The 25,114-nt window shown below is 39.0% G+C and carries 26 protein-coding genes; 8 read left to right on the top strand and 18 right to left on the bottom strand.

Features of this window, described 5'->3' with window-relative positions; all coding sequences use genetic code 11:
- Nucleotides 1-188 precede the first annotated feature (188 nt).
- The 7 genes from selB to ACI48O_RS04175 all read right to left on the bottom strand — a co-directional run bounded on the left by selB (nucleotide 189) and on the right by ACI48O_RS04175 (nucleotide 7,640).
- Complete coding sequence (selB, locus tag ACI48O_RS04205; RefSeq protein ID WP_435560480.1) at nucleotides 189-2,072, bottom strand: selenocysteine-specific translation elongation factor; 1,884 nt, start codon at nucleotides 2,070-2,072, stop codon at nucleotides 189-191.
- Between the two features lie 20 nt (nucleotides 2,073-2,092).
- A complete protein-coding gene (locus tag ACI48O_RS04200) occupies nucleotides 2,093-5,230 on the bottom strand; it encodes an AAA family ATPase (RefSeq protein WP_435560478.1) in 3,138 nt (1,045 codons plus the stop codon).
- A 1-nt stretch (nucleotide 5,231) separates the two neighbouring features.
- A complete protein-coding gene (locus ACI48O_RS04195; protein ID WP_435560477.1) occupies nucleotides 5,232-6,374 on the bottom strand; it encodes an exonuclease SbcCD subunit D in 1,143 nt (380 codons plus the stop codon).
- A 161-nt stretch (nucleotides 6,375-6,535) separates the two neighbouring features.
- Entirely contained in the window at nucleotides 6,536-6,736 is a 201-nt protein-coding gene (locus ACI48O_RS04190) for a cold-shock protein (RefSeq protein ID WP_318503739.1), read from the bottom strand.
- 203 nt (nucleotides 6,737-6,939) lie between these two features.
- On the bottom strand, nucleotides 6,940-7,083 hold the full coding sequence (locus tag ACI48O_RS04185) for a YvrJ family protein (protein ID WP_435560476.1): 144 nt from the start codon (nucleotides 7,081-7,083) through the stop codon (nucleotides 6,940-6,942).
- 84 nt (nucleotides 7,084-7,167) lie between these two features.
- Nucleotides 7,168-7,386, bottom strand: a complete 219-nt coding sequence (locus tag ACI48O_RS04180; protein ID WP_435560475.1) for a DUF2922 domain-containing protein — start codon at nucleotides 7,384-7,386, stop codon at nucleotides 7,168-7,170.
- 35 nt (nucleotides 7,387-7,421) lie between these two features.
- The gene (locus tag ACI48O_RS04175; RefSeq protein WP_435560474.1) at nucleotides 7,422-7,640 is read right to left on the bottom strand and encodes a DUF1659 domain-containing protein; all 219 of its coding nucleotides are present in this window, start codon (nucleotides 7,638-7,640) and stop codon (nucleotides 7,422-7,424) included.
- Nucleotides 7,641-7,900: 260 nt separating this feature from the next.
- Between ACI48O_RS04175 and ACI48O_RS04170 the strand changes: the two genes are divergently transcribed.
- Nucleotides 7,901-8,311: a VWA-like domain-containing protein gene (locus ACI48O_RS04170; RefSeq protein ID WP_435560473.1), complete on the top strand. Its 411-nt coding sequence runs from the start codon at nucleotides 7,901-7,903 to the stop codon at nucleotides 8,309-8,311.
- A 92-nt stretch (nucleotides 8,312-8,403) separates the two neighbouring features.
- Nucleotides 8,404-8,664, top strand: coding sequence for a phage holin family protein (locus ACI48O_RS04165; protein WP_435560472.1), 261 nt, complete (start codon nucleotides 8,404-8,406; stop codon nucleotides 8,662-8,664).
- 69 nt (nucleotides 8,665-8,733) lie between these two features.
- Here ACI48O_RS04165 and ACI48O_RS04160 read toward each other — a convergent pair whose 3' ends face one another.
- The gene (locus tag ACI48O_RS04160; protein WP_435560471.1) at nucleotides 8,734-10,056 is read right to left on the bottom strand and encodes an ATP-binding protein; all 1,323 of its coding nucleotides are present in this window, start codon (nucleotides 10,054-10,056) and stop codon (nucleotides 8,734-8,736) included.
- Between the two features lie 150 nt (nucleotides 10,057-10,206).
- Between ACI48O_RS04160 and ACI48O_RS04155 the strand changes: the two genes are divergently transcribed.
- Nucleotides 10,207-10,662, top strand: a complete 456-nt coding sequence (locus ACI48O_RS04155; protein ID WP_435560470.1) for a CBS domain-containing protein — start codon at nucleotides 10,207-10,209, stop codon at nucleotides 10,660-10,662.
- A gap of 24 nt (nucleotides 10,663-10,686) precedes the next feature.
- On the opposite strand, the gene ACI48O_RS04150 is transcribed toward ACI48O_RS04155, so the two are convergent.
- The 3 genes from ACI48O_RS04150 to ACI48O_RS04140 are packed head-to-tail and all read right to left on the bottom strand — an operon-like array spanning nucleotide 10,687 to nucleotide 13,303.
- Nucleotides 10,687-11,319: a response regulator gene (locus ACI48O_RS04150; protein WP_435560469.1), complete on the bottom strand. Its 633-nt coding sequence runs from the start codon at nucleotides 11,317-11,319 to the stop codon at nucleotides 10,687-10,689.
- A gap of 14 nt (nucleotides 11,320-11,333) precedes the next feature.
- Nucleotides 11,334-12,344: a sensor histidine kinase gene (locus tag ACI48O_RS04145; protein WP_435560468.1), complete on the bottom strand. Its 1,011-nt coding sequence runs from the start codon at nucleotides 12,342-12,344 to the stop codon at nucleotides 11,334-11,336.
- 50 nt (nucleotides 12,345-12,394) lie between these two features.
- The gene (locus tag ACI48O_RS04140; RefSeq protein ID WP_435560467.1) at nucleotides 12,395-13,303 is read right to left on the bottom strand and encodes a YitT family protein; all 909 of its coding nucleotides are present in this window, start codon (nucleotides 13,301-13,303) and stop codon (nucleotides 12,395-12,397) included.
- 152 nt (nucleotides 13,304-13,455) lie between these two features.
- Here ACI48O_RS04140 and ACI48O_RS04135 point away from each other — a divergent pair, with 152 nt between their 5' ends.
- Nucleotides 13,456-14,199, top strand: a complete 744-nt coding sequence (locus ACI48O_RS04135; RefSeq protein ID WP_435560466.1) for a YwaF family protein — start codon at nucleotides 13,456-13,458, stop codon at nucleotides 14,197-14,199.
- A gap of 42 nt (nucleotides 14,200-14,241) precedes the next feature.
- On the opposite strand, the gene megL is transcribed toward ACI48O_RS04135, so the two are convergent.
- From megL to ACI48O_RS04115, 4 genes are all read right to left on the bottom strand, one after another.
- A complete protein-coding gene (gene megL, locus ACI48O_RS04130; protein WP_435560465.1) occupies nucleotides 14,242-15,426 on the bottom strand; it encodes a methionine gamma-lyase in 1,185 nt (394 codons plus the stop codon).
- Nucleotides 15,427-15,560: 134 nt separating this feature from the next.
- On the bottom strand, nucleotides 15,561-16,073 hold the full coding sequence (locus tag ACI48O_RS04125) for a hypothetical protein (RefSeq protein WP_435560464.1): 513 nt from the start codon (nucleotides 16,071-16,073) through the stop codon (nucleotides 15,561-15,563).
- A 27-nt stretch (nucleotides 16,074-16,100) separates the two neighbouring features.
- Nucleotides 16,101-16,805, bottom strand: a complete 705-nt coding sequence (locus ACI48O_RS04120) for a pirin family protein (RefSeq protein WP_435560463.1) — start codon at nucleotides 16,803-16,805, stop codon at nucleotides 16,101-16,103.
- A 170-nt stretch (nucleotides 16,806-16,975) separates the two neighbouring features.
- Nucleotides 16,976-18,943: an ABC transporter ATP-binding protein/permease gene (locus ACI48O_RS04115; protein ID WP_435560462.1), complete on the bottom strand. Its 1,968-nt coding sequence runs from the start codon at nucleotides 18,941-18,943 to the stop codon at nucleotides 16,976-16,978.
- 239 nt (nucleotides 18,944-19,182) lie between these two features.
- Between ACI48O_RS04115 and ACI48O_RS04110 the strand changes: the two genes are divergently transcribed.
- Complete coding sequence (locus tag ACI48O_RS04110; protein WP_435560461.1) at nucleotides 19,183-19,776, top strand: DUF2238 domain-containing protein; 594 nt, start codon at nucleotides 19,183-19,185, stop codon at nucleotides 19,774-19,776.
- An 11-nt stretch (nucleotides 19,777-19,787) separates the two neighbouring features.
- Nucleotides 19,788-20,177, top strand: coding sequence for a DUF3888 domain-containing protein (locus tag ACI48O_RS04105; protein ID WP_435560460.1), 390 nt, complete (start codon nucleotides 19,788-19,790; stop codon nucleotides 20,175-20,177).
- Between the two features lie 703 nt (nucleotides 20,178-20,880).
- Here ACI48O_RS04105 and ACI48O_RS04100 read toward each other — a convergent pair.
- Nucleotides 20,881-21,867: a potassium channel family protein gene (locus tag ACI48O_RS04100; RefSeq protein ID WP_435560459.1), complete on the bottom strand. Its 987-nt coding sequence runs from the start codon at nucleotides 21,865-21,867 to the stop codon at nucleotides 20,881-20,883.
- 309 nt (nucleotides 21,868-22,176) lie between these two features.
- Entirely contained in the window at nucleotides 22,177-22,326 is a 150-nt protein-coding gene (locus ACI48O_RS04095) for a hypothetical protein (protein ID WP_435560458.1), read from the bottom strand.
- A 243-nt stretch (nucleotides 22,327-22,569) separates the two neighbouring features.
- Between ACI48O_RS04095 and ACI48O_RS04090 the strand changes: the two genes are divergently transcribed.
- Both ACI48O_RS04090 and ACI48O_RS04085 read left to right on the top strand, forming a co-directional pair.
- Nucleotides 22,570-22,935 carry a CidA/LrgA family protein gene (locus tag ACI48O_RS04090; protein ID WP_435560457.1) on the top strand — a complete coding sequence of 122 codons (366 nt, stop codon included), beginning with the start codon at nucleotides 22,570-22,572 and terminating at the stop codon, nucleotides 22,933-22,935.
- Complete coding sequence (locus ACI48O_RS04085) at nucleotides 22,932-23,621, top strand: LrgB family protein (RefSeq protein WP_435560456.1); 690 nt, start codon at nucleotides 22,932-22,934, stop codon at nucleotides 23,619-23,621. The genes ACI48O_RS04090 and ACI48O_RS04085 overlap by 4 nt, the downstream gene beginning before the upstream one ends.
- Nucleotides 23,622-23,665: 44 nt before the next feature.
- Here ACI48O_RS04085 and nagE read toward each other — a convergent pair whose 3' ends face one another.
- Nucleotides 23,666-25,039, bottom strand: coding sequence for an N-acetylglucosamine-specific PTS transporter subunit IIBC (gene nagE / locus ACI48O_RS04080; protein ID WP_435560455.1), 1,374 nt, complete (start codon nucleotides 25,037-25,039; stop codon nucleotides 23,666-23,668).
- Nucleotides 25,040-25,114 lie beyond the last annotated feature (75 nt).

The following is a 25,114-nucleotide window of genomic DNA, read 5'->3' as shown; positions in this document are numbered from 1 at the left end:
AATACGTATCGTGTTGATTTTTGCGAAATCCGCTCCCTTTCCGCGGGTTCGCCGTTGAGCCTCCTCGGTCGTTCCGCCCTGCGGGGTCTCACCTGGCTCTCGTTCCCGCAGGAGTCTCGCAAATTTCGCAAAAATCTATATTATTATGCCTTGTCTTTACAATCTAAGCTCCTGCCACAATCCTCTGGCTATTGCCAAACTCGCTTATTTTCAACGCGTTTCGTATACCCTTTGGCATCGAGCCGTTCTAAAAATGGAATCATATACTTTCGGGATAAATCTAATACTTCTTTGGCATCCCCTACTTTAAAATCAGCGCCGGTTTTACTGCGCAAGGAAGAAACAGCTTCAGTAAATAACTCACCATGCCAATAGTATTGATCATCAAGGGGGACAATTAAGCCCTGTTCTTCCAAGAACCGTTTTAGATCTCCGGTTAACTGTTCAGGAATACCCGCTTCCTTAAAGTAGTCTTGTAAGTAGCGAACCTTATATCCCTCTTTCTTAATGACTTGAAGCATGTTTTCTGTACGCTTTTGCCAGCTTGGCGGTACGTGAGGTACAAATTCCCCTAGAAAAACAAACTGATCCTTACGGCCAAAAGTGCCATGTTCAACACCTTGTTCAATAACATAATCCAGCAAAGCTTTTGGATAAAGCTTTTGCATCGTCTGCAAAATCTCAGCCTTGTTAATACCTTGCTTCATCGGATATTCTTTATGGAAATCGCCCAGTCGATCATACAATTCATCTTCGATTAACAACACTAAGGATTTTAGTGTATATTCCTTGCCGTTATAGAGCAGGAATTCTTCATTATTAAGTTCCTCTAACAATGTTTCCTCATCTAATGCAGTTCTCTTAATTAACTCAGGCAGGATTAAGCTTTTTCCTTCTGTTAAAGCAGCAATAATCCGTTCTTTTGGTGTGCCAACTTTCTTCTTTTCAAGCTCCTCAATGGTTTGCACTCCAAAACGATACTTTTCACCTCTAGGGTCGATCACCCAGCCTCCCCCAACAGTTTCCTGCGGGCTTGGGCGGCGAATAATAAACCGGTCTCCCCTTTTTGTAACGATTTCTTCATCTAAGCGGAGCTGGCACAGGATCTCACCATTTTCTTCTTTTAGTTCATTACGGTCAAAGAAGACAATTCGCCCCATAACCTCAGCCGTTCCAATATGACATTTAATCGGCATCCGCTGTTTAACCATATATTCCAAATCTTCAACAACACGGATGGCTACATCAATCGTTCTCGTGACATTGAAATGCTCAGAAGAAACAATAACGTCTCCTCGTTCTAAATCTTCTTTTGATACATTGGAAAGATTAATCGCAGCCCGTTGTCCTGCAAATGCCTTTTTGGCTGGCTTATGGTGCACCTGAAGCTGACGAGCACGAACTTCAATCCCTTTTGGCATAATCATCAGCGCTTGTCCTTCTTCGACTGTCCCTTCATAGACTGTGCCGCGGACAACCGTCCCCTGACCTTTCACCGTAAAAACCTGGTCAATCGGAAGTCGGAAAGCCCCCTTTGCATCCCGCATTTCCTGGTCCTTTAATGTATCAATAATCAAGTTTTTCAACTCGTCGATTCCTTTTTTCGATAGGCTGTCTACAAGAACAAATGGAGAATTCTCAAAGACTGTCCCCTGTAATTCTTCAAAAATATCATCCTTAACAAGATCAATGAATTCCTCATCAACTCGATCGATCTTCGTAATCGCAACGATTCCATTGCGAATTCCAAGGAATCCGAGAATATCCAGATGTTCACGTGTCTGCGGCATAACGCCCTCGTCTGCGGCCACAACGAGAACAACCAGGTCAATTCCCGCCACACCGGCAATCATTTGGCGAATAAACCGTTCATGTCCCGGAACATCAATCACCGAAATTTGAATTTCATCATCCTCATAAAGCGGTGCAAAACCTAATTCAATCGAAATTTGTCTTTCCTTTTCTTCTTTTAAGCGATCGGTATCCACATTCGTTAATGCTTTCGTTAAGGATGTTTTCCCATGGTCGATATGCCCTGCCATACCAATTGTAAAATATCTTTTCTGTTCCAAATCGACACCTACTTCTCTATCTAGTTCATAAGCTGAAATTCAGTTCGGCTACCTGTTTGAGTAGCAAAGACCTCTAATCGGGCATCCATTCGTTCCTTTAATTCTGGAACATGCGATATGATCCCGACAAGCCGGCCGCTGCTTTGTATATCAATTAATGACTCAATCGCTTGGTCTAATGACTCAGGATCCAGTGTCCCGAACCCTTCATCAATAAACATCGTCTCTAAAGACACGCCGCCTGCATGGTGCTGTACTACCTCGGCAAGACCAAGGGCAAGTGCTAACGCTGCCTTAAAGCTTTCCCCGCCTGATAAGGTTTTAACGTGTCTCTCTTGTCCAGTATATTGGTCAAAAACAAGCAGTTCAAGCCCGCTTTGACCAGCACCCTTTGAGCGGTCTGTCTTTCTTAGTAATTGATAGCGTCCGCTCGTCATTTTCGTTAAGCGAACATTCGCCTGTGCAAGGATATCATCTAGAAATGCAGCCAGAACAAACCGTTCAAACGTGATTCGATACGTATTTTGCCCCTTGGATATTTCATATAAATGTCCAATCAGCTTATAGCGCTCTTCTAAATCCTTTAATTCCATGTTGATTCGCTCTACCCGATCAAGAATTTCCTCATTCGCTCGTTTTTTCATAAATAAGCTCGTGGTTGCGTCTTGGATCAAACTTAATTGTTTATTGATTTCTTCAAAGGCTTCAGTTAAGGTCGCGAGATCTGGGGCTTTCACATTTTTTAGTAATTGGGCTAATTCAAGATAGCGGTCAGAAACAGAACGAAGCTCTTCCCGATAGGCACGGATCAATTCTCCTAGCTGCCGGATTTCATTCTCCGTTCTTTTGGCGGCTTGATACTGGCCATATTTTTCAAATCCTTGTTCTGCAAGCTTTTGTAAAAACGCTTCTCTTTCCCTATCGAGTTTTTGGGTTGTTTCGGCTACCTGGATCCCCACTGTTTCAAGTCTTGCTTTTTCCGAGCTGTAGCTTTCTCTTGTTTCCTGATATTGCTGATTAGCATTTTCAAGTTGTAACTCTAATGATTTAGCTGCATGAACCGCTCGTTTTAGTTCCTTCTCGAACGCCTCAATCGTGCGAAGCGGTTCGGGTATTTGCTCCATCATTCGGGCTAAGGTCGTCCTTTTTTCCGTAAACTGGATCGTTAATTCCTGAACAACTTGGTTTAACTGCTGGCCTTTCTCAGTCAATTGCTGCTTTGTTTTTTCATACCCTTCCAGCTGGGTTGTGATAAAGTCGAGTCTATTGATTTTTGCGGTTAATTCCTTTTGATCGTGAATAAGCTTTGTATGCTCCAATTCAATTTGACCTTTTATTAACTGAAGTTGACTGATTGAAAAATCCGGACGTTTTTGAATAATCTCTTCCAACAGTTCAGATAATGATTGCTGAAGAGCCCTTTGGTCCGATTGAATTTCATAAAGGGCAGACTCAGCTTTTCCCTTTTCGGTCTCAAGTTTACTAACCTGCTGTTTGGCAGACTTAATATCCTCTTGGGATGGTACGGAGCCATCTAAGGCTCGAGCTGGGGCCGGATGATGACTGGAGCCGCATACTGGACATTCCTCTCCATCCTTAAGAGAACCGGCAAGAATGGTTGCCTGATTATGAAGCCATTTCTGCTCAAGCTCTTCCACTAAGTGCTTGCAATCTTGCAATCGTAAAACACTATTCTCGTAGTAGCCTTTTCGGGTCTCGAGAATGGATGTTGATTGGTTAAATCGTTCAAAAAGGCCTTCATATTTCGTCAATTGCTCTAGTTCTGCCTCTAACAGTTCCATTTTTCGTTTATTCTCAATAAAAACAAGCTGACCTCGCTCAACCCCTTGTTTTTCCTCCTGAAGCCTCTTCAACAGTTCATCTGTTTTTTTACCATCTTCCTCAGCTTTTTGTTGCTGCATTTTAGCTTGTGAAAGCTGTTGTTCTAGTCTTTGAACCTCTGTCTCCATGTTAGCAAATAAGTACACATCATCTTTTATTATTTGAAGCCGTTTTACTTCTTCAGCTGCTTGCTGCCGTTCAGGTTCTTTTGCCTTTTCAGCTTCAAGTAACGCTTCCCGCTCTTTCAGCAAATTCGTCAACTGCTCTACCCGTGCCTGAAGAACCTCTGCGTTCTTTTTAGCTTGATCTAATTCCTTTTTTAAGTGATGACAGATTTCTTCCTGTTGGGCTAGCATTGCTGCTTTTTGCCCAAGCACCATTTCTGTTTCCTTTTGCTCGAATTGTTCTTTTTGGCTTTCTAATTCCACCTTTTTGGCTAACAGCTCGTCCTTAGTTTTCAATTGTTTGACGACTAATTCAGCGTCGTGAATACTTTTTTGAAGCTTGTCCCGCTCATCTTGCATGGCCGCAGATTCTTGCTTTATTTTGACAAGCGCTTCCTCTATCGTCTCTATTTCATTTTTTAATAAAGGTAAAATGAATGTATCATTGACACTGTCGGCATCAAGATAGCTTTTTAATTCCTCGCCGTTATAAACCTGAATTCCACGGAGCGCCGTATTTCGGTCCTCTATTTGCTTTTCGACCGTTCGCTTTAATTCTGTTGCTTCCTCCTTTAGCTTTTCTTCCACCCTTTTATAGATTTCAGTGTGGAATAAGCGCTGGAGAATTACTTCTTTATCCTTACTGTCAGAAGTTAACAGCTTCCTAAATTCTCCTTGTGGAATCATTAATATTTGACGGAATTGATTACTGTCAATCAGCATAATTTCCTTTATTCGCTCATCCACATCCCGGACATTCGCGGCAAGGAGTTGCTTTTCCCCTTCATGATCGAAAAGATATAGCTCGGCCTTGGCATTAATTGAAGTAAAGCCATCACCGCTTTTTTTCTTCTTAAATTGCTGAGGTGCACGCCAAATGAAATATCGTTTCCCACGAAGGGTAAACTCCAGCGCCACTTCAGTCGGTAATTCTTCGTTAGCAAACTGACTACGCAACTCTGGTCCGTTTCGATCTTCACCACTAGCTTTTCCGTATATCGCATAGCTAATCCCATCAAATATCGTTGTTTTCCCTGATCCTGTTTTTCCAGAGATGACAAACATCGTCCGATTGCCAAGCTGGGAAAAGTCAATTTCCTCTTTACCAGCATAAGGTCCGAAGGCTTGCATTATCAGCTTAATCGGCTTCATGTTAAGCCCCCTCCTCTTTGTGCACTTTTTCGATCACAGTCGCCATAACATCCCGCTTTTCTGAACTAAATTCAGCTGTGGTCATTTCTTTATAAAACTGTTCAAATAGTTCAAGCTCTGATTTTCGTTCGTCCTTTTCCACTGTAAAGGACAGCTTCTTCTTCATATCTGTTACAGCGATTTTCCGCTCCAAATGAAGAACATTTTCGTAAACTTGACGAAGCTTATTAATCGGGTCAATCAGTGCGCCTTCATCAAGCAGCGTCACCTTCAAATAATCATCACATTTTTGCTTTTCATAAAAGCTTGGATCAAGCAATTCTTCAAGATGCCCTTCAATTTCACGCATATCAAGCTTAGGTGCTAGGGAACGATAGCGATGTTCGAACTCACCATTATCATTCATTTCGATAATCGAGATTGACTTTTTCTGGCTTGCTTCAGAGAAAGAATACTTTAGCAGTGAGCCTGAATATTTCACTGTATTATGACGAATCGCATCTGGACTGTGCAAATGACCGAGTGCCGTATAGGAAAATGGAGCAAACAAATCCGCCCCGACACAGCCTGAACCTCCAACCGAAAGGGTTCGTTCCGAATCAGAGGTTTGTCCTCCTAAAACGAAAGCATGGCCGACAAAAACATTCGGCTCATTATGGTTCATTGTTTTTTCAATTTGGTCAATGATGGCCCGCATCGCCTCTTGGTGGGAATGAATGGAATCATCATCGAGGAGCTGGCGCACAACGCCAGGTTCTGCATAAGGAATTAAATAGAAATTTACGCCATTTATATGAACAGGACTAAAGTCTTTTGAAAGCTTTCCTGTTAAGTAAAACTTATTATTTCGATACCATGAGCTGCCAAAAGAAAGGCGCTCGGCACTATCGTGGTTTCCGGAAATCGCCACGATCGGGGTTTGCAGTTCAACATTTAGTCGATAAAGTACTTTATCTAATAGCTCTACCGCTTCAGTAGGCGGTACAGATCGATCATATAAGTCCCCAGCAATGACAATTGCATCTGGCTTTTCCTCGGCAACAAGCTCAGCAAACTGATTAAGTACAATTTCCTGATCCTCTGTCATGTATTTACCGTGGACTAGCTTGCCAAGATGCCAATCAGCCGTATGAATGAACTTCATGCCCTTCACCTCTCTATTTTAATCACTATCTTTCATTATATCAGACTTGCTGTAATGGGTAGGTTTTCAAAATAAAGATTTTAGAGCTCTGGTTTGGCCTTTTAACCACCAAAAAACAGCTCAACCATATTGGCTGAGCTGTTGAGGTTAAATTTAATTAATTATTTCTTTTGAACGTTTGCAGCTTGTGGTCCACGAGCACCTTCAACAACTTCGAAAGATACTTCTTGACCTTCTTCTAATGTTTTGAAACCTTCTGATTGGATTGCAGAGTAATGAACGAAAACGTCGTTTCCGTCTTCAGCTTCGATGAATCCGAAACCTTTTTCTGAGTTGAACCATTTTACTTTACCGTTTTTCATGTAAAAAAATCCTCCTATTGGCTGGCGCTCGACGGAGAGGCCATGTGTAAATTCACCAATTTACAACGTTGATAGCTTTACCTTCATTACTTATCCAAACGTATTCATAAACATTAGAACAAGCTTTTTCATAAATCTAACACGGTGCAACGGCTACTTAAAATTTAACATTTTTAGCCCAGAATGTCAAGATTATCAATGGTTTACATTCCCTCTTTCATGCGTTCTGGAAGGCTCTGAATCGATAGAACAACGGTATCAAGTTTTGCTTCAATTCGATGCAATAAATACAGTGTCACCACGATTGGAAACCCGACATCACTTATGAAAGGTATGAACTGGTCCACGAGTTCTTCCTCCCTTCTAGGATAATCGTTTTTCTAAAAACAAGACCGGTATCATCGCTGAAAACCGGTCCTGTTCCTTATGGTTTATACTAGCTCATAATCGGTAACATTTCGTTCTACAACTCTAGCTCCGCTAACGGCAGCTAAATTTCCATTTGCCGTAAAAAATGCGGTTGAGGCAATGATCTGCTCCATTGCTAATTTCACTTGAACAGGATCAATTGGCTCTACAGGCTGTTCAATTGAAATTCGAGCTGACTTCCCAATATCTGTAACAAACAGCAATTCTAATGTTTTTGCCATACCTTCCACCTCCTATTTATTCATTTTGTCGTGAATTAAGCAATGATATCAAAGCTATCATTACGTTCTACCGCCGTGAGAGTGTACGCACACAATCCGGCAATTGCCTGTGCTGCCTGGTAAATCTGATCAATCGTTGCTTCCTTCTTCACATTGTTGAAGGTTTTGCCTTTTAGCACCGGTTCACCTTTTTCATCCAGCCCGGTTTCAAAGAAAAGACGCATTTGCGTATCCTTAAGCATCCCTTGAGCCATATCCATCACCTCCCTTCACCTCTTATATAGAGATAGAGGAAGGAAAAGGACATAGTATAATAAAAAAATTTCTCTATTGTTAATATGCAACTCAGAACAACCGAACCATTCTTTAAAAAAATGAAAAAACACGGTTATTTAAAGGTTTTCGCATTTTGAAGATTATGGTTTGCATGCAAAAGAAACCCAAAATATTTTCCGGGACATTATGCAAAAATAAGAACTGTTGTTGGTGATTTTAATAAAGGGAGTTGGTTTCAATGAGATGGCACAAGAGGGTTTTATCCATGATTCAAGAGCGTCATGATAAAAAAATTGCCTTGGCAGTCGATACCTCTTCAACGGAAGTTAATACCATTTTAATCAATAACATCGTTAAACTATTTGAACAGGTTAAACCTGATACACTCCTCGTTCAAGCAGATTATAAAATCCGCAGTATAACTCAAATAAAATCTGATTCGATTAAGTATTATACACACGGAAAATCTTCCTATACGCTTGTACTTGAATGGGCCCAAACGGAAAAAATTGATACATTGTTTTATATTACAGATGTTACGGGCTTCTTTTATGAAGATATGGAGCAAATTGACTTTGAAATGTTTTGGCTTGTTCCAAGCGACTTCATCCCAAAAGTACCTTTTGGAAGAGCAATAAAAGTGGCATAATGTGAGGTTTAATTTTTTTTCATAAAAAATCATTTTTGTCCAAACCATTCACTTCCTTCCTCCATAAAATACTATTGAACGAGTGATAGGAGGTGAATCTATTGGACTTGCTTGATTTTCTTAACCAAAATTATTTAATTCTTATTCCAGCGTTATGGGTAATCGGCTTTGCTTTAAAACAAACTCCTCGTGTTCCTAATTGGTCCATCATATGGATCATTACAATCGTTTCACTCGGATTTGCAACTTATATTTTTGGATTTTCAGTTGATGCAGTTGTGAATGGGTTGATAGCAGCGGGTGTTTCCGTTTATGGTCATCAGCTTTTTAAACAAACTACAACGCGAAAATAAACTAATCCTATCTGCTTTTATAAATTTGAAATTATCCCGTGCCCGATGAATAATAAAAAAAGAACGAGGCTAAATAATTTGCCTTGTTCTTTCTTTTTTAGGAAATTGAAGGATAAAAGTTGTACCCTCATCTGGTTTGCTTTTAATTTCAATCGATCCGTTCAGAGCTCTTAAAATACTATGTACCACCATCATTTCAAGGCCAGTTCCTTTTCCTTCATTGATAGCATAAAAAGGTTCACCCTGGCGTTGAATTTGCTCCTCTGTCATTTTAAATCCCGATGCAGTAATGCAAATAGTGGTGGCTTGCTTCGTATCAAAAGAAATGAGATATACATCTCCACCAGTCGGCATAGACTCAATACAATTTTTTATAAGGTTAGAAAAACATTGGTGGAGCATCTGCTTGTCCCCAATGATAATTCCAGATGAATTAAATTCCTTTTCAATAACAATATTATTGATATTTATCATTGGAGAAAGTTCGGTCAAAACTTGAACTAATATCCAATGAACATTGAGCTCTTCTACTCGTTCCATCGCTGGTTTGGCAAAGGTCAAATAATTTCCGATTACCTCTTCAGCTTGGTCCAATTCTTTAATAGCAATTGAAATATATTCTTTCTGACTTTGTTCAAGATTGTTTCCTTCTTTAAGAAATTGAAGAAATCCTTTTGCCGCCGTTAATGGATTCCGAATTTCATGTGAAATGGCTGCCCCCATTTGGCTAACCGCTTCAATTCGTTTTGTTTTCCATATTTGTTCTCTTAATTTCATATTGGAGTACATTGATTCAAGTGCATAGGCAATGATCCCTGTTCCAAGCGCAGATATAATAAAATACGGAACCCACATGTCTAATCCATAATTTGGCTGATCAAATAAGAATAAAGCTTCAAAGAAAATCATCGACGACAAAATGCTGAATCCGATGGAAACCGATATTCTATTTTTACTGGATAATAATTTTTTAAAAGATGGTCTTGCCAGTAATAATAGTAATCCAAGTGATAAGTTTATACTTACAGTTACCCAAAAGCCAGAATCGATTCCGAAAAAAGCCCGAATCACAATAGCAACTCCGGCAAAAAGAAAACTTGAGCCTAAATAGAGACTGCTGATCACCAATGGGACAAATCGCAAATCAACCCTTACCTCAGGATTAATGGAAACCGAAAAGAGCATACATAATAATATCGCTATTATTCCAGAAACATAAAGAATACTAATTGACTTTTTAATAGGCATTTTTCTTTCAAACCAAATTTGCAGAAAGAAAAGTAGAACAAGCAGTAAGGATAAGTTAAAAAGCAAGTGTTTTGCAATTCCCAAAATAATCACCACCAAAAGGTCCATTGGTAAAATTTTATGCTGTTTCCACCAAAATGGCAATAACAAAACCACTTTTTCTATTTAAAAATAATATTAATAATATTTCAACATTAGAGTTTTCTAGACAAGGCGAAAAGAAACTCTAGTGTATAATACTAGTAATAGAGAAATTTATTTATCGAGAGAAAAATCATTGTTGGGAGAAGGATTATGAAAGCACATGAAATCATGAACAGATTAGTATATAAAGTGAAGGAAGAGGACACAGTGCGGTCTGTTATTGAAAAATTTATTGAATACCAAATCAGCGGACTACCGGTTGTAAATGACCGAAACGAAATAGTCGGGTATATAAGCGACGGAGACATTATGAGATATATTGGAAAGCATAAAGATTATGTGGTAGATAATTTCTATTATGCTTTCGTAATCAAAGGGGATGATGAAGAATTTCAACAAAGAAAGCAAAGACTATTAGATTTAAATGTCCTCGATATAGCCAAAAAAAAGGTTTATAAAGTTAGCTGGAATGAAGATATAGAAAACATCGCAGCCATCCTTGGAAACAAACAAATAAAAAAAGTTCCGGTTGAGCGGAACGGAGTATTACTCGGTATTATTAGCAGAGGAGATGTAATTAGGCATACCTTTAAGACCCTTCTTTAATATGGTTGGAAGGGAATGAAGCCTCTATAAACTGACCACATTATATTTTATGGCAATTTCAATCCAATCAAAACGTTTTTGTGTTTTAAGCTTTTCACCAATTTTTTGACAGTAATTTTCTACCGTCTTAATTGAAATACCTAGTTTTTCTGAAATTTCCTTTTGCGAATACCCTAAAACCGTAAGGGTAAATACTTCTTTTTCACGATTTGTTATCGGAAGCTCGAGCAGATCCAATTTTTCTGTTTCGACTCCTCCATTTTCTTGAATAACTAATCGACTAAATACCTTCTGGCCTGCAATAATTTGATCAAGGGATTGGATCAAATCATCCCTTTTTAGCTGTTTAATGAGGAACCCATCAGCACCCATACCATATGCTTTTTTCTGAAAAATGATATCATCAAACATCGAAAAAATGACTATTTTTGCATCTGGTAACAGTTTTCGCATCGCCTTAAGGGTCTCAATTCCATCTAAGCCACCAGGCATTGAAAGATCAAGAAGAACTAAGTCTGGTGTAAATTCCTCTACTAACTCTATTGCTTCATAGCCGTCTGAAGCACATTTCTTTGCATCAATTAAATACGCTTGCTCTAAAATCATCAGCAGTCCATCACGAACTACTTCGTGGTCATCGACAATTAATAATTTCATGTTTTGAACTCTCCTTACTTTTTGCCCATTGTAACAAAGCCTTCTACTCTGGTCGGTCCTCCCTCCTTGCTTATCCAACGAAGTTCTCCGCCCATCATCACACACCGTTCGAACATGTGTTTAACACCAAGTCCTTTCATTTTTCGAGGATCTTCACTATACCCATTTCCATTGTCTTCGATAAAGAAAAATAAGTAAGAATCAGACGATCTTAAATGAATGGAAATAGAGGTAGCCTTCCCATGACGAACAGCATTTGCTACACCCTCTTGGATCACACGGAAAAGATGCAGCTCTTTTTCTTTATCAAAGTGTTCGCCGTCTATTATGTCCATTTCAAGTGAAATATTAATTTGATAAAGGTTAATCCAGTCACGGACCGCTTCGGCAAGTGCGTCCTTTATCCCCAAATGGTAAACCGCTTCCGGTCTTAGATTTTTTGTTAAAGTCTTAATATCAGCTAGCGTCCGTTCCATTACCTTAATCATTTTATTTAGATGTTTTTCATGTTTTTCATGATTAAGCGAATATTTTATCCCCTCTAGTCCAAGGAATATACTGTATACACTCTGACCAATATGATCGTGAAGCTCTCTGGCAATTTTTCTGCGTTCAAATTCCTGGGCCAGCATCGTCTCTTGTACAAGTAATTCATGAAATTTTGCTTTTTCACTATTTTCATTTTCTACAGTTAACCGGAGCCTCAGAATAAAATATTCCTTTTCCATATATTTCTGCCTCAACAAGCGCATTTCAAAAGCTTGCTCAATTCCAGAATAGATCGCCAGATGGGAATGAAAGTATGGGAGTGGATCTTCCGCTGTCAGAATACAACGCTCCGTTCCATTTTCAATTACCCTTTGCTGGCAATAGGTACAATAGGGCACCTTTTCCCCAACCGTCCATCCGGTTAAAGTTTCTGCTGCCTCATTCGTGTAGAGGATGGTTCTTTCTTTATCCATGATGACGATACCATCTGGTGAGGATTTGGTGATTTCTTCAAAAAAATAGGCAGGAAATTTCATATGATTTCTCCAGTACACATATAGTTTTTCGTTTTTACGCCTAAATTAATTTAATGAATATCTCTTTTCTTAAACCGGCCGCCCCGAACTTCGGTAATATCGGCAATAGCTAAAAATGCTGTAGGATCTATCTCCTCAACAATTGTTTTCAGCTTTGATTCTTCAAGCCTAGTGATAATCGAGAAAATAACTTTTTTATTATCACCCGTGAATGCCCCTTCCCCTTGCAAATATGTGACACCACGGCCTAGCCGAGCATTAACGGTTTCGCCGATCCGCTCTGCCTCATCACTAATAATCCAGACAGATTTTGATTCCTCTAGTCCGGCTACTACTGTATCAATTGCCTTAGTAGCAATCACATAAGCTAATAGTGAATACATAGCTCTGTCCCAGCCAAATACAAAGCCGGCAGAACCTAAAATAAACACATTAATAAACATGATAATTTCACCGACGGAAAACGGAACTTTTTTGTTAATGAGGATGGATAAAATCTCTGTTCCATCGAGTGCCCCGCTGTTACGAATGACTAATCCTACTCCAACGCCTAAGATCATTCCGCCAAAAACGGTGGCCAGGAGAATGTCATCTGTAAACGCCGGTATAGGATGAAAAAGCGTTGTAAAAATAGATAAAACAATAATTCCATATATAGATGAGATCGCAAAGGTTTTACCCATTTGTTTAAATCCCAAATAAACAAACGGCAAGTTTAATAAGAATAGAAAGATTCCTAGTTCCAAGCCAGTTATATGTGATAGCATAATGGAAATCCCGGTAATACCGCCATCAATAACATGGTTTGGAACTAAAAATATTTCTAAACCTGTGGCCATTAGGATGGCACCAAGTGTAATCGCAATTGCGCGAAAAATCTTTTTTCGAGCAGTCAGTTTACGGTGTTGAATAATGGTTCTGGTCAATTGTGTCGTATTTGGCAGTTCTGTCACAATCATGCCTCCTCTTTTTTAGTTATTTCTATATCTACCGTTTATTATATCAAAATCTACTCACCATTAGTGAAGTGGATGGTCTAATTCTTCAAATGAATTCGTTCTGGATTGGCGGAAAGTTTAAATGATGGTAAGATAATAGAGGGTGGTAAATAATGGAATGGTTTGGCCGTAGTTATCAAAATTACGATTTTGAAATGTTTTCAGCAAGTCACTTTATCATCATCGCTTTGTTACTGATCGGTGGGTTTACCCTCTATTATTATCGGAACCGGCTTATTTTACAAAATGGAAGAAAGAGCGAGATAGGAATTGCCATTTCATTAATCTTATTTGAAGGCACGTATCATTACTGGATGTTTATTAACGGTAGTTGGAATGTGAGTCATGCGATCCCCTTAGAATTATGCAGCATTAGTCTTGTCTTAACGGTACTCCTACTATTGACAAGAAAAAAGATTATCTACGAAATCTTGTTATTTACAGCATTATTAGGTGCTTCGCAAGCAATTTTTACACCGTTAGTCAATTATGATTTCCCGCATTTTCGGTTTTTCCACTTCTTTTATACTCATTTAATGTCGATTTGGACCGTCCTTTATTTTACTTGGGTAAAAGGATTCAGACCTACTATATGGTCTGTCGTAAAATTATTTGTTTTTCTGAACCTTCTCATGCCATTTATTATGTTCATTAATAAAATGGTAGACGGCAATTATATGTTCTTAAGTCACAAACCAAAAAGTCCGAGTTTAATGGATATTCTCGGACCTTATCCTTGGTATATCTTCTCGCTAGAAGGGCTGCTTATCTCATTAAGTTTAATCGTTTGGTTGATTTTCCGGGAAAAGAACGGAAGAAATAAATCCATTGCAGATAATCAAAATGCGCTAAATTGAAGTATTGAAAACCCATCGCCCTTAAGCGATGGGTTTTTGTGATTATATATTATGGAGTGCCTGCTCCAAATCCTCTGCGATATCCTCCCACGCTTCAAGGCCAACGGACAATCGAAGTAGACTATCGTCAATTCCCATTTTCTCGCGTTCTTGTTTTGGAATAACGGCATGAGTCATCGATGCCGGATGCTGAATCAACGTCTCTGCATCCCCAAGACTGACGGCTAACTTGATCAGTTTTAATTGGTTCATAAACATTTGCGCCGTTTTCTTTGTTCCTTTTATTGTAAAAGAAAGAAGTCCACTCGGTTGCATCATTTGTTTTTTCATGATGAAATAATCTGGATGTGAAGGATCCCCTGGAAAATAAATTTGTTCAATCTTTGGATGATTCTTTAAAAATTCAAATAGCTTTTCAGTATTTTCGCAATGACGGTCCATTCGGATCGGAAGTGTTTTCAGTCCCCTTAAAAGCAACCAAGCATCAAATGGAGACATTGTGCCGCCAATGTCCTTTTGGGTCGTACGAGAAACATTATGAATAAATTCCTTTTTCCCGATGACGAGGCCAGCAATTACGTCACCATGACCGCATATATATTTTGTCGCACTATGAATGACAACCTCACACCCCAGTGTTAAAGGTGTCTGTAAATATGGAGAACAGAAAGTATTATCAACGACCACCGGAATCCCTTTTTCATTCGCTATTTGGGCTACCATCTCTAAATCAACAAGCTGCATCGTCGGGTTGATCGGCGTTTCGATATAAATGCAGGTTGTGTTCGGACGTATTTGTTCCTCAATTGCTTGTGTATCTTTCATTAATGAAAAATCATGATCAATTTCATATTTTTTCTTTAATAGTTGCAACAGACCAAATGTGCAGCCATACACTCCCTTGGAGCAGAGGATGTGATCCCCTGTCTTTGTTAAGGACATTAATACAGCAGATACGGCGGCCATCCCTGAAGAAAAAGCCAAGGCTGCTTCTCCTTTTTCTAAAGCCGCCATCCGCTCTTCGAGAATCTTGACTGTTGGATTTCCTAGGCGGGTGTAAACATAGCCAGCCTCCAAGCCGGCAAATCTATTTTCTCCTTGCTCTGCACTTGGAAATGAAAAGGTTGAAGTTTGATAAAGCGGCGGGACAAGACTACCCTGATGTTCTTCAGATTGATAGCCAGCATGAATGGCTTCTGTTTCAAACCGATATTGTTTTTCTTCCATAATAGCGCACCCCTTAGTAATTGCTTACTGATAGGCATTTCCCTATATTATATGAGCGATGGACTATTTTGGAATTCTTTTTATAAGAAAATTGCGTCCCTTGTTTTGTGGGAATGTTTCCGGTGAGTTCCTATTTATTTGTCGATTGAATTTTGCGGACTAGTTTTTTGGCGGAAAGGATTCGGATTTTGGCGGATAGACGCCGGGTTTTCGCGGATAGGATTCGGATTTTGGCGGATAGACACCGCGTTTTGGCGGATAGGATTCGGATTTTGGCGGATAGACGCCGCGTTTTCGCGGATAGGATTCGGATTTTGGCGGATAGACCCCGGGTTTTCGCGGATAGACACTAGTTTTTGGCGGATAGACCCCGGGTTTTCGCGGATAGACGCTTGTTTTTGGCGGATAGACGTCGCGTTTTCGCGGATAGAATTCGGATTTTGGCGGATAGACACTAGTTTTTCGCGGATAGACCCCGGGTTTTCGCGGATAGACACTAGTTTTTCGCGGATAGACCCCGGGTTTTCGCGGATAGACACTAGTTTTTCGCGGATAGACGCCAGATTTTCGCGGATAGACGACAGCATTCGGCGGATAGACGTCCAATTTCGTGGTTCAAACCGAAAAAAATAGGCTATTGAGAACATCTCAACAGCCTTAGCCTTTCCTTTTTATTAAAATTCTTCCTTTTTCAATTCCAAGATCAGAAAATGAGAAGTTTCATTGGCGGTAATATTGATATCCTCTTCGATAATTTCTAATGCATCTCGGGTTTCTAGCTCAATATTGTTCACAGAAGAACTGCCTTCAATTTGAACAAGATAGGCTTGTCTGCCTTCGGCTACTTGGAAGCTGATTTGTTTCCACATCTCAAGCTCTAAGGAGTAAATATTCGCATCCTGATTGATTTTGATTGGAGCTGTCCCATTTTTGCTTGAAACCATTTGAAGCCATTGATTTTTTCGGTCTTCCCAATTAAAGCGATAGTCTCCGTAATTAGGCTCATAACCTGCTTTATCAGGGATGATCCAAATTTGCAAAAATCGTAATGTATCTTCTCCTAGATTATGCTCACTATGATAAACACCTGTTCCGGCACTCATATATTGAACATGCCCACGTGTAATGCTGTTTTTATTGCCCATACTGTCACCATGAGTTAATTCCCCACTGACAACATAAGAGATGATTTCCATATCTTTGTGTGGGTGTAAACCAAAGCCAGTCCCGGCATCCACTAAATCATCATTTATAACTCTTAGCTTTCCAAAGTTCATATTTTTTGGATTATAGTACTCTGCAAATGAAAAGTGAAAAATACTTCTTAACCAACCAAGATTGCTTCGGCCCATATTTTTGTTATCTATTTTTTTCAACATTTATATTACCCCTTTTTCTTATTATTTTTATCAAAAACATCCTAAAACTAATTATCTTGAATTCGAGATAATTTTATTACAATTATCCCCTTTTGTCAACCCAAAACAAGTTGACGAAGGTAGAAACCTAAAAACAAAGCGAACAGCGTTAGACGCTGTCCGCTTATCCTTTATTCATATCGTAACGATTCCATCGGATCGAGCTTGGCTGCTTTTGAGGACGGTAATAGCCCTGCAATGATGCTAATAATAGTGCTCGTTGCAATTCCAAACAATATATTTCCAATAGATAAACGAATCAGTTCAGCACCAAAGCTATCCATTAATACTTTATTCAGCACGTTACTTAGCACTACTGCAGCAATAACTGCAATAAAACCGCTAAATAATCCCAGCAACGCAGATTCTGAGAAAAAGATTCGCTTAATATCCTTTTTCCTTGCTCCGATCGCACGCAGAATGCCGATTTCTCTCGTCCGTTCCACAACACTTATATACAGGACAACTAAGATCATAATTCCAGAGACGATTAGTGAAATACCTGCAATACCAGCCAGTACATATGTGGCAATATCCAAGTAGTTGGTAACCTGTTCGAGAATCTTTTGAGTGTTTGCACTCGAATAGCCTAACTTTTCAATCTTGGCTTTAATCTCGTTTACATTGTCTCGGTTGTCGGCATAAGCATTTACTTGACTTGGTTTTAGCTGGACACCTTGTGAACTATAGACTTTTTCCAAAGTTGAATATGTGATGAATGCTGCTGGGCTAACCCCGGGTCCTGTATCTTCTTGTTCAGATATCCCTGATACCGTTAATTCTTTTTCTAGGATCACCGGTTTATTTTGTGCATCAATTTCGTTCACATAAACCATTAATTTTTTACCAACCAACGTTTTATAGGTTTTATCACTTGTTAATTTTTTCGCTTGGGCCGCTGTTAAAAGAACCTCATTTTCCTTAGGCATTTCCCCCGTAACAAGAATCTCCTCATCAACGGATTCGGTTAAAGTAGAAAGAGATTGAAGATCGACTCGGTTTTCTTCAAAAACGGCACTGCTTTTTCTATTGAGAGCCGAAACCTTTTCAACATTTGTTACATGGGGAATTTTTTCGATTTTATCAATATCGGCCTGGTCCAAAGGCTCCATCGTTTGTCTTACAGCTGCACCTGGATGCGCCTGTTCAGGCTCCTCATCTTTTGCGGGCTTTGTAATGTCAATCATTAACGGGTTTAAACTGGAGTTGATCTCATCATTAATATATTTCGTTACGCCATCCCCTAAGGAAAGCATTAAGATGACGCTTAATATCCCAATCGAACCGCCTAATGCAACTAAAATATTTCGGCTTGCTTTCAATTTCATATTTTTTAATGCCAATTTAAAGGAAGCAAACAGACTAAGCGATTTTGCTCGATTGTGCTCCTTTTCCGCAGTTGTTTCGTATCTTTCTTTTAAAATGATATTGTCTTTAATTTTACCATCCTCGATTTTTACAATCCGGGAGCTTTTATCTGCTACCTTTTGGGAATGGGTTACGGTAATAATGAGCATACCCTTTTGAGCAATGCGATCTAATAATGTTAGGATTTGTTCGCTCGTTTCTTGGTCGAGAGCCCCGGTCGGTTCATCCGCTAAAATGATTTCCGGATCGTTCGCTAAGGCGCGGGCTATCGCTACCCTCTGCTTTTGACCGCCGGAAAGCTGATTAGGTTTTTTCATAATCTGATCCGCTAAACCAACATCGGTCAAGATTTCCTTAGCTTTTTGGTTTCTTTCCTTTTCGCTCATTGCCGTCATTTGCATGGCAATGGTGACATTTTCTAAAACAGATAAATGAGGTATTAAATTAAAGCTTTGAAATACGAAGCCAATTTTATTTTTACGATAATCGTCAATCTCTCTTTCCTTCATCCCTTTTAAGCTTTTCCCTTGGACAATAACGTCCCCTTCAAAATCCGAATCCATTCCCCCGATAATGTTCATTAGCGTTGATTTTCCGCAGCCAGATTCACCGAGTATGGAGACAAATTCCCCTGTTTGAAAGCTTAAATTAAGATCGTGAAGGACTTGAACTTTTTCTTTATCGTACAGTTTATAGGATTTTTTTATATTTTTAAGCTCTAATAGTTTCATACATTTCTCCTCATAATATGGGCTAGGATTCGCGTTCATCTTGCTGTTGGCTTACTATGAAATTATAGCATTGTATTGTGAATTAAAAATGAACATTAGGTGATAAAAGTGGCGATTAAATTAATTGTTTTAATTAAAAACAACATTCCAGCGTATCTGTAATATTATGAAGATTTTAGTGGAAAAATAAAGACTCATAATGTGTTTTAACGGAATTAAAAACCTGGTGGTGACGGGAAATGAATCGGAATCGAAAATTAGTGATTGGACTCTGTCTGTTGTACGTATTTTTCATGGGAGGCTTAGCGATTTTTTACTATATGAATGAGGAGTCGTTTAAAGCTCTCGTAGCGGTTAGTGGTGTAGGGTGTGGAGCGGTTCCGCTTCTATTAGCAATTTTTACTAAGTTAAATTTCAATATGCCGCTAATTGTTTCGTATTTGATTTTCCTAGTTGGTTCCCAATACTTAGGCTCGATTTTAGGATGGTATGGCAATGGCTGGTGGGATACGTTCCTTCACTTAATTAGCGGTTCCATTCTCGGTTTTGCAGGAATAGCCTTATACGAACGGCTTGTTCATAGAGAGGCTGATAAAGAGATTTCACCATGGTTTATTTTTTTGTACGTCCTCTCGTTTGCGGTGTTGGGTGGCGTTATTTGGGAGATCTATGAATTTAGCTCAGATGAATTTTTTAACATGACCCTCCAGGGCGGAGGCAATAGAGACACGATGCTCGATTTAATTGCGGATACTGCCGGGGGGCTGTTAATTGCTGTATGGGCAGGGGTTCGGACGAGAGTAAAATTGAAAAAGATGAGTTCCGGGAATTGATGAGGTTCTTTATGAAAAAAAACCTTTTAATATTAATTTCCTTCTTAACACTTTCCTCTTATTCCCCAGGCCAAGCCGAAACCGTAACTAAAAATGATGTACAGATACGGGATGATTTGATTTACATTATGCTTGCTCCTTTAATTTATAAAGAAATAGAGAAGCAGTACGGCATAAATAAGCAGTTTGATTGTGGTAAAATTATCCAAATTAAGAAACAAGACCAAGGCGGCTACAGCTTTGATGTAACTGTACAAGTAACGACATTTGAAGGAGCCCACAATCCACCTTATGATTTAGTTACCATCACTTTCAGTAATCATCAGTCTCCATCCCCTGATTGGCGGGCGGTTGATTTCAAAAGCAGAAGATTGAAGCCGAACGAAGTACAATGCAGATAACATTTGTTAAAGGTACTTTATTACGAAGCAAATAGAAATAGGGCACAGAATAAACTGTACCCTATTTTTATTGCTGTTTTAAATGTTAAGGGGCACTACAAAATTATTCAAGAAAGAGTCTAAATTTTTTTCGTTCTATACCCTTTTATTACATAACCTAAGTAAATTGAAATGATGATAGAAAGCCAATGGAGGAAGAAAATTATTAGTGCTAAAATACCCGCTCCTAGATCATCACTTTTATAGGGGTTTGGAAAAATCATATACCAAAACTGGCTTAGCAACATTTGTAATACAATATAGGAAAAGGGAATTAAAAATACAATATACCAATTCCCGAATTCAACTTTTGAATTTAAATATGAATATGGGAGAACTAAAATAATTGCTATTCCTAAAGTAGTATAAATATTAAAATACGAATCATTTATGTAGAGAAAGTCCATCCAGATCATGTTTATTATTGTGTACAGAATTAGAAAGATCATAACCCAAGAAATTGTTTTCCAGTCTACTTTTATCTTTTTCATCATTACTCCTATTTGGGTTATTTTGTAACGTTTAATGTAGGGTTGTTTTCGGAAGTTTGTGTGACCTTATTCACTTTTGCCGATAAATGTTTAAAAAGCGTCGATAAAAATCGAAAAAGCGCCGATAAATGTTTAAAAAGCGTCGATAAATAAGCTAAAACCGCCAATAAAATTTAGAAAGCCACTGTTTCAAAGTTTTTCATTTGGTGCTCGGCACCAAATACAATAATCAGGTCATTAGTTTGGATTCGTTCATCTGCATTAGGGTTACTGATTACAACATTCTTTCGCTTAATCGCCACGATACTAACCCCATATAGTTCTCTTATTTTAGATTCTTTTAATGAAGTATTTACTAATGGTGATGTCTCAGAAATTTTGATTTCTTCTAGACTATAAGCGACATCATTGTTATGTAAAAGAGTATCGACGTATTCGACACTATGAGGTTTAAGAACGGACATCGCCATTCGTTTCCCACCAATGCTGGAGGTGTTAATTACGTTATCTACCCCAGCCTGATAAAGAATTTTCTCTGAGTGATCATTTTCTGCTCTTGAAATCGTTTGAACACCTGGATGAATTCCCTTTGCCGTTAGTGTAATAAATAAGTTATCGGCATCGTCAGGTAAAGTGAGAATTATAGAACTAGCATTCTTAATTCCCGCATCGATCAAAGTTTGTTCTTCCTTTGCATCACCAAAAACATAGAGAAAAGAATCGGGGAATAAATCAATTACCTCTTCGTTTTTTTCAATTATGACAAATGGTTTCCGTTCATTCTGTAATTGCGAAACCACCTGTTTTCCGACTCGTCCATGCCCGCAAATAATAATATGATTTGTTAATTTATTAATTTTCTTATCCATCATCCGCTTTTTCACCTCTCTTGCTAAATTGCCATCAATAATCGAACTCGCAAATTGCGCTAAAATATACGTTACTAATCCAATCGCTATCGGTATGATAATCAGCGTGAAAATTTTCCCTTGTGGAGTAACAGGGGCAATATCACCATATCCAATGGTCAGGATTGAAACAGCTGCTAGCCAGATTGAATCAAACAAACTTAATTTTTCAGTCCATATATATCCAAGCGTACCTGTTATGATGGTAAGCATTAGAAAAATGACAGGGACTATTAATTTCCGTATGTACATTGTTTACCTCCACGTTGAAGAGGGGCTGGAATCGTCTGCGAGATTGCTAGATTGAAGGTTGGCTTGGGCTCCCTCTTTATTTCTCATTACTATTATTTTCGCAACTTAATGTGCGATTACCTTCTTTGAGTTTTTTGCTTTATTATATCAAAAGCTATGTTGGTTCTCCTTCTGACCAAAATCAAACTGTGGATTACTCAAAATGGCCACAGGAACTCTCCTTGTAAAAAACAACAAAAAAATGACATGTGTATCTCACAATACACACGTCATTTCAATAGCCACTATAAGACCCCGTGCAACGCCCACTCACGTCTGATTCGTATTTTCTTCCCGAACCAAATATTGCTCAATCAGCTTCAAATCCCGATTTTTTTCATCTTGAAGGACATGATCAATATTATCCTTAATATCTTTTCCTTCTACAAGTTTTCGTTGTTCCGTTTTTCGCTGCTCCATCAACCACACCTCCTAATTCTCAAGCCACAACCTTAATTTTTATGTTTACTCTTTCCATAAACTGAAATTTAATGCCCTTTTCGTAATAAATCCCGCACAAACAAAATCCAAAATGTAAGATTTTCTTTCAAAATTATGAACACCCGACCGAAAAGCTGTAAGATTATCTGACAAAACGAATGATTTATCAGATTAACTCCTCTAATCTAAAATTATAATTCAAACGGATGGAGGGCGAGGACTATGAAACTACGATGGTTTCTGCAGCTTTTCATCCTTGTGGGCTTCTTGCTTTTAGGGTATGGAATGGTTACATTTTTTCACATTCCGCTGCCGGGCAGTGTGGTTGGGATGATCCTCCTGTTTGTTTCCCTGTTAACTGGAATCATAAAATTAGAATGGATTGATGAGGCCTCCACCTTTCAATTGAAGCATCTTACATTACTATTGATTCCACCAATTGTTAGTCTGTTCATTTCTTCAAAAGTTCTTGATGTCTTACAATGGCCCGTCCTAATTATAATCATTGTCAGCAGCATATCCTGCTTGTTAGCGACAGCAATCCCCGTTGAGTGGTATGAAAAATTAAAAAGGAGAAATGCAAAATGATCCTATTTATCATAAAGGTTGTTTTTTGTATCCTTCTTACCGCAGCCTGTTACTTTTTCAGTTTAAAGCTGTATCGGAAGTATAAAAAAGGTTGGCTTAATCCTTTATACACGGCCTCCGTTCTTCTTACCTTATTGTTGCTTCTACTCCACATCCATGAGGATACGTTTAATTCGGTCAATGTTGTGTTTAATCAGTTCTTACAACTTGCCGTTGTAGCGTTAGCTGTGCCACTCTACAAACAATGGGCGTTTTTAAAGAAAAACTACAAGAAGATTCTTGCCGGTGTTTTTTGCGGAACGGCAACGGGTGTGATCGTGGTGTTAGCTTTGTCGCAAATTTTCCATTTAAAACAACAGCTGTTATTATCATTGATTCCAAGATCGGTTACTCTGCCGATTGCGTTGACGATATCGAGTGACCTTGGAGGAATTTCGTCCACTACGATTATTTTCGTCATTTTGTCCGCTCTTATTTCCGTGATGATTGGTCCTAACTTACTAAAACAATTCGGGATAAAGAGCAAATCTGCTAAAGGATTAGCAATGGGTACCTCAGCACAACTACTCGGAGCAAACCGGTCGCGCATTTGGGGAGAAGAAGAGGGCGCAATGGGGAATGTAGCCATGACTACATCAGCCTTATTTTTATCCGTATTAGCTCCTTTACTCATCTATATCTTATGAAGAAAAAGGATCACTCCTAGGTATTGAGTGATCCTTTTTAAGCTTTATTTTATTTTTTTCATAGCATCGGCTACAAATTCAACGTCTGTTCCGACCACAATTTGTAGGTTAGTTTTGTTCAATTTCATAATTCCCTTTGCACCATGTGCTTTTAAAGCTGAGTCGTTCACTTTCTCCATATCGACAATATTTAATCTAAGCCGGGTCGCGCAATTATCAATCGAAATAATATTGTCTTTCCCTCCAATATCTTGGATAAAATGTTCAGCCATTGCATCGTATTTATCCTTTGCCCCATTACTTAATGTTGATGGCTCGGCAAGAATTTCTTCATCGTCTTCACGACCTGGTGTTTTAATATTAAACGTTTTAATTAAAGTATAAAAAATTGCAAAATAAACAACCGCGTAAACTAAACCCACCAATAATAACAATAACGGTTTTTCCGCAATGTTAAAGTTTAATAAATAATCAATGGCGCCAGCAGAAAAAGTAAATCCATCGCGAATACCCAGCGTCGATGTAACCACCATCGACAATCCAGTTAGAACAGCGTGTACCCCATATAATAATGGTGCGACAAACATAAAGGAAAATTCAATTGGTTCAGTAATCCCCGTAAGGAAAGATGTTAGTGCCAGGCCAATGAACATCCCTGATACTGCTTTTCTTTTTTCCGGCTTAGCAGAGGCAATAATCGCAAACGCAGCAGCAGGAAGTCCAAACATCATGATTGGGAAGAACCCTGTCATATAGCCGCCGGCAGTTGGGTCCCCTGCAAAGAAACGGGCAATATCCCCCGCTTTTCCTGCGTATTCTCCAAATTGAAACCAGAACAAACTATTTAAAACATGGTGTAATCCTAACGGAATAAGCAATCGGTTCAATAACCCAAATATCCCAGAGCCGATTGCACCAAGGCCAATAATCCAGTTTCCAAGGCCATTGATGGCATCCTGAATTGGTGGCCAAACAAAGCCAGCGATTCCTGCTAAAATAACCATTGCGACTGAGGTCACAATCGGAACAAAGCGGCGTCCACTAAAAAAACCTAGCCACTCAGGTAATTTCTTGTCATGGTAACGATTGTAAAGCAATCCGGCAATGATCCCGGCGATAATTCCCCCTAATACGCCCATGTTAATGTCTTTATCTAAAGCCTTTGTTCCTTCTGTTAAAACTAAATAGCCAATTGCCCCTGATAAGGCTGCAGCACCATTATTATCTTTGGCAAACCCCATCGCTACTCCAATCGCAAAAATTAACGCTAAGTTTGCAAAAATGGCATTCCCGGCATTCGCAATAAACGGGATATCTAATAAATCCGGCTGTCCAAAACGGAGCAACAGCCCTGCAGCTGGCAGCACGGCTATTGGCAGCATCAACGCTTTTCCGATTCGCTGTAAAAAACCTAACATAGTGTATTCTCTCCTTTTCGATGTTAATCATGGGTGAAAGCGCTTTTCCTAGAGCAACTATACCACCGAATAATT

The organism is Neobacillus terrisolis (assembly GCF_051233475.1).
In the GTDB taxonomy this organism is placed as follows: domain Bacteria; phylum Bacillota; class Bacilli; order Bacillales; family Cytobacillaceae; genus Bacillus_BU.
Note: the sequence above shows the minus strand (reverse complement) of the source record. Positions and strands in the feature narration are given on the sequence as shown.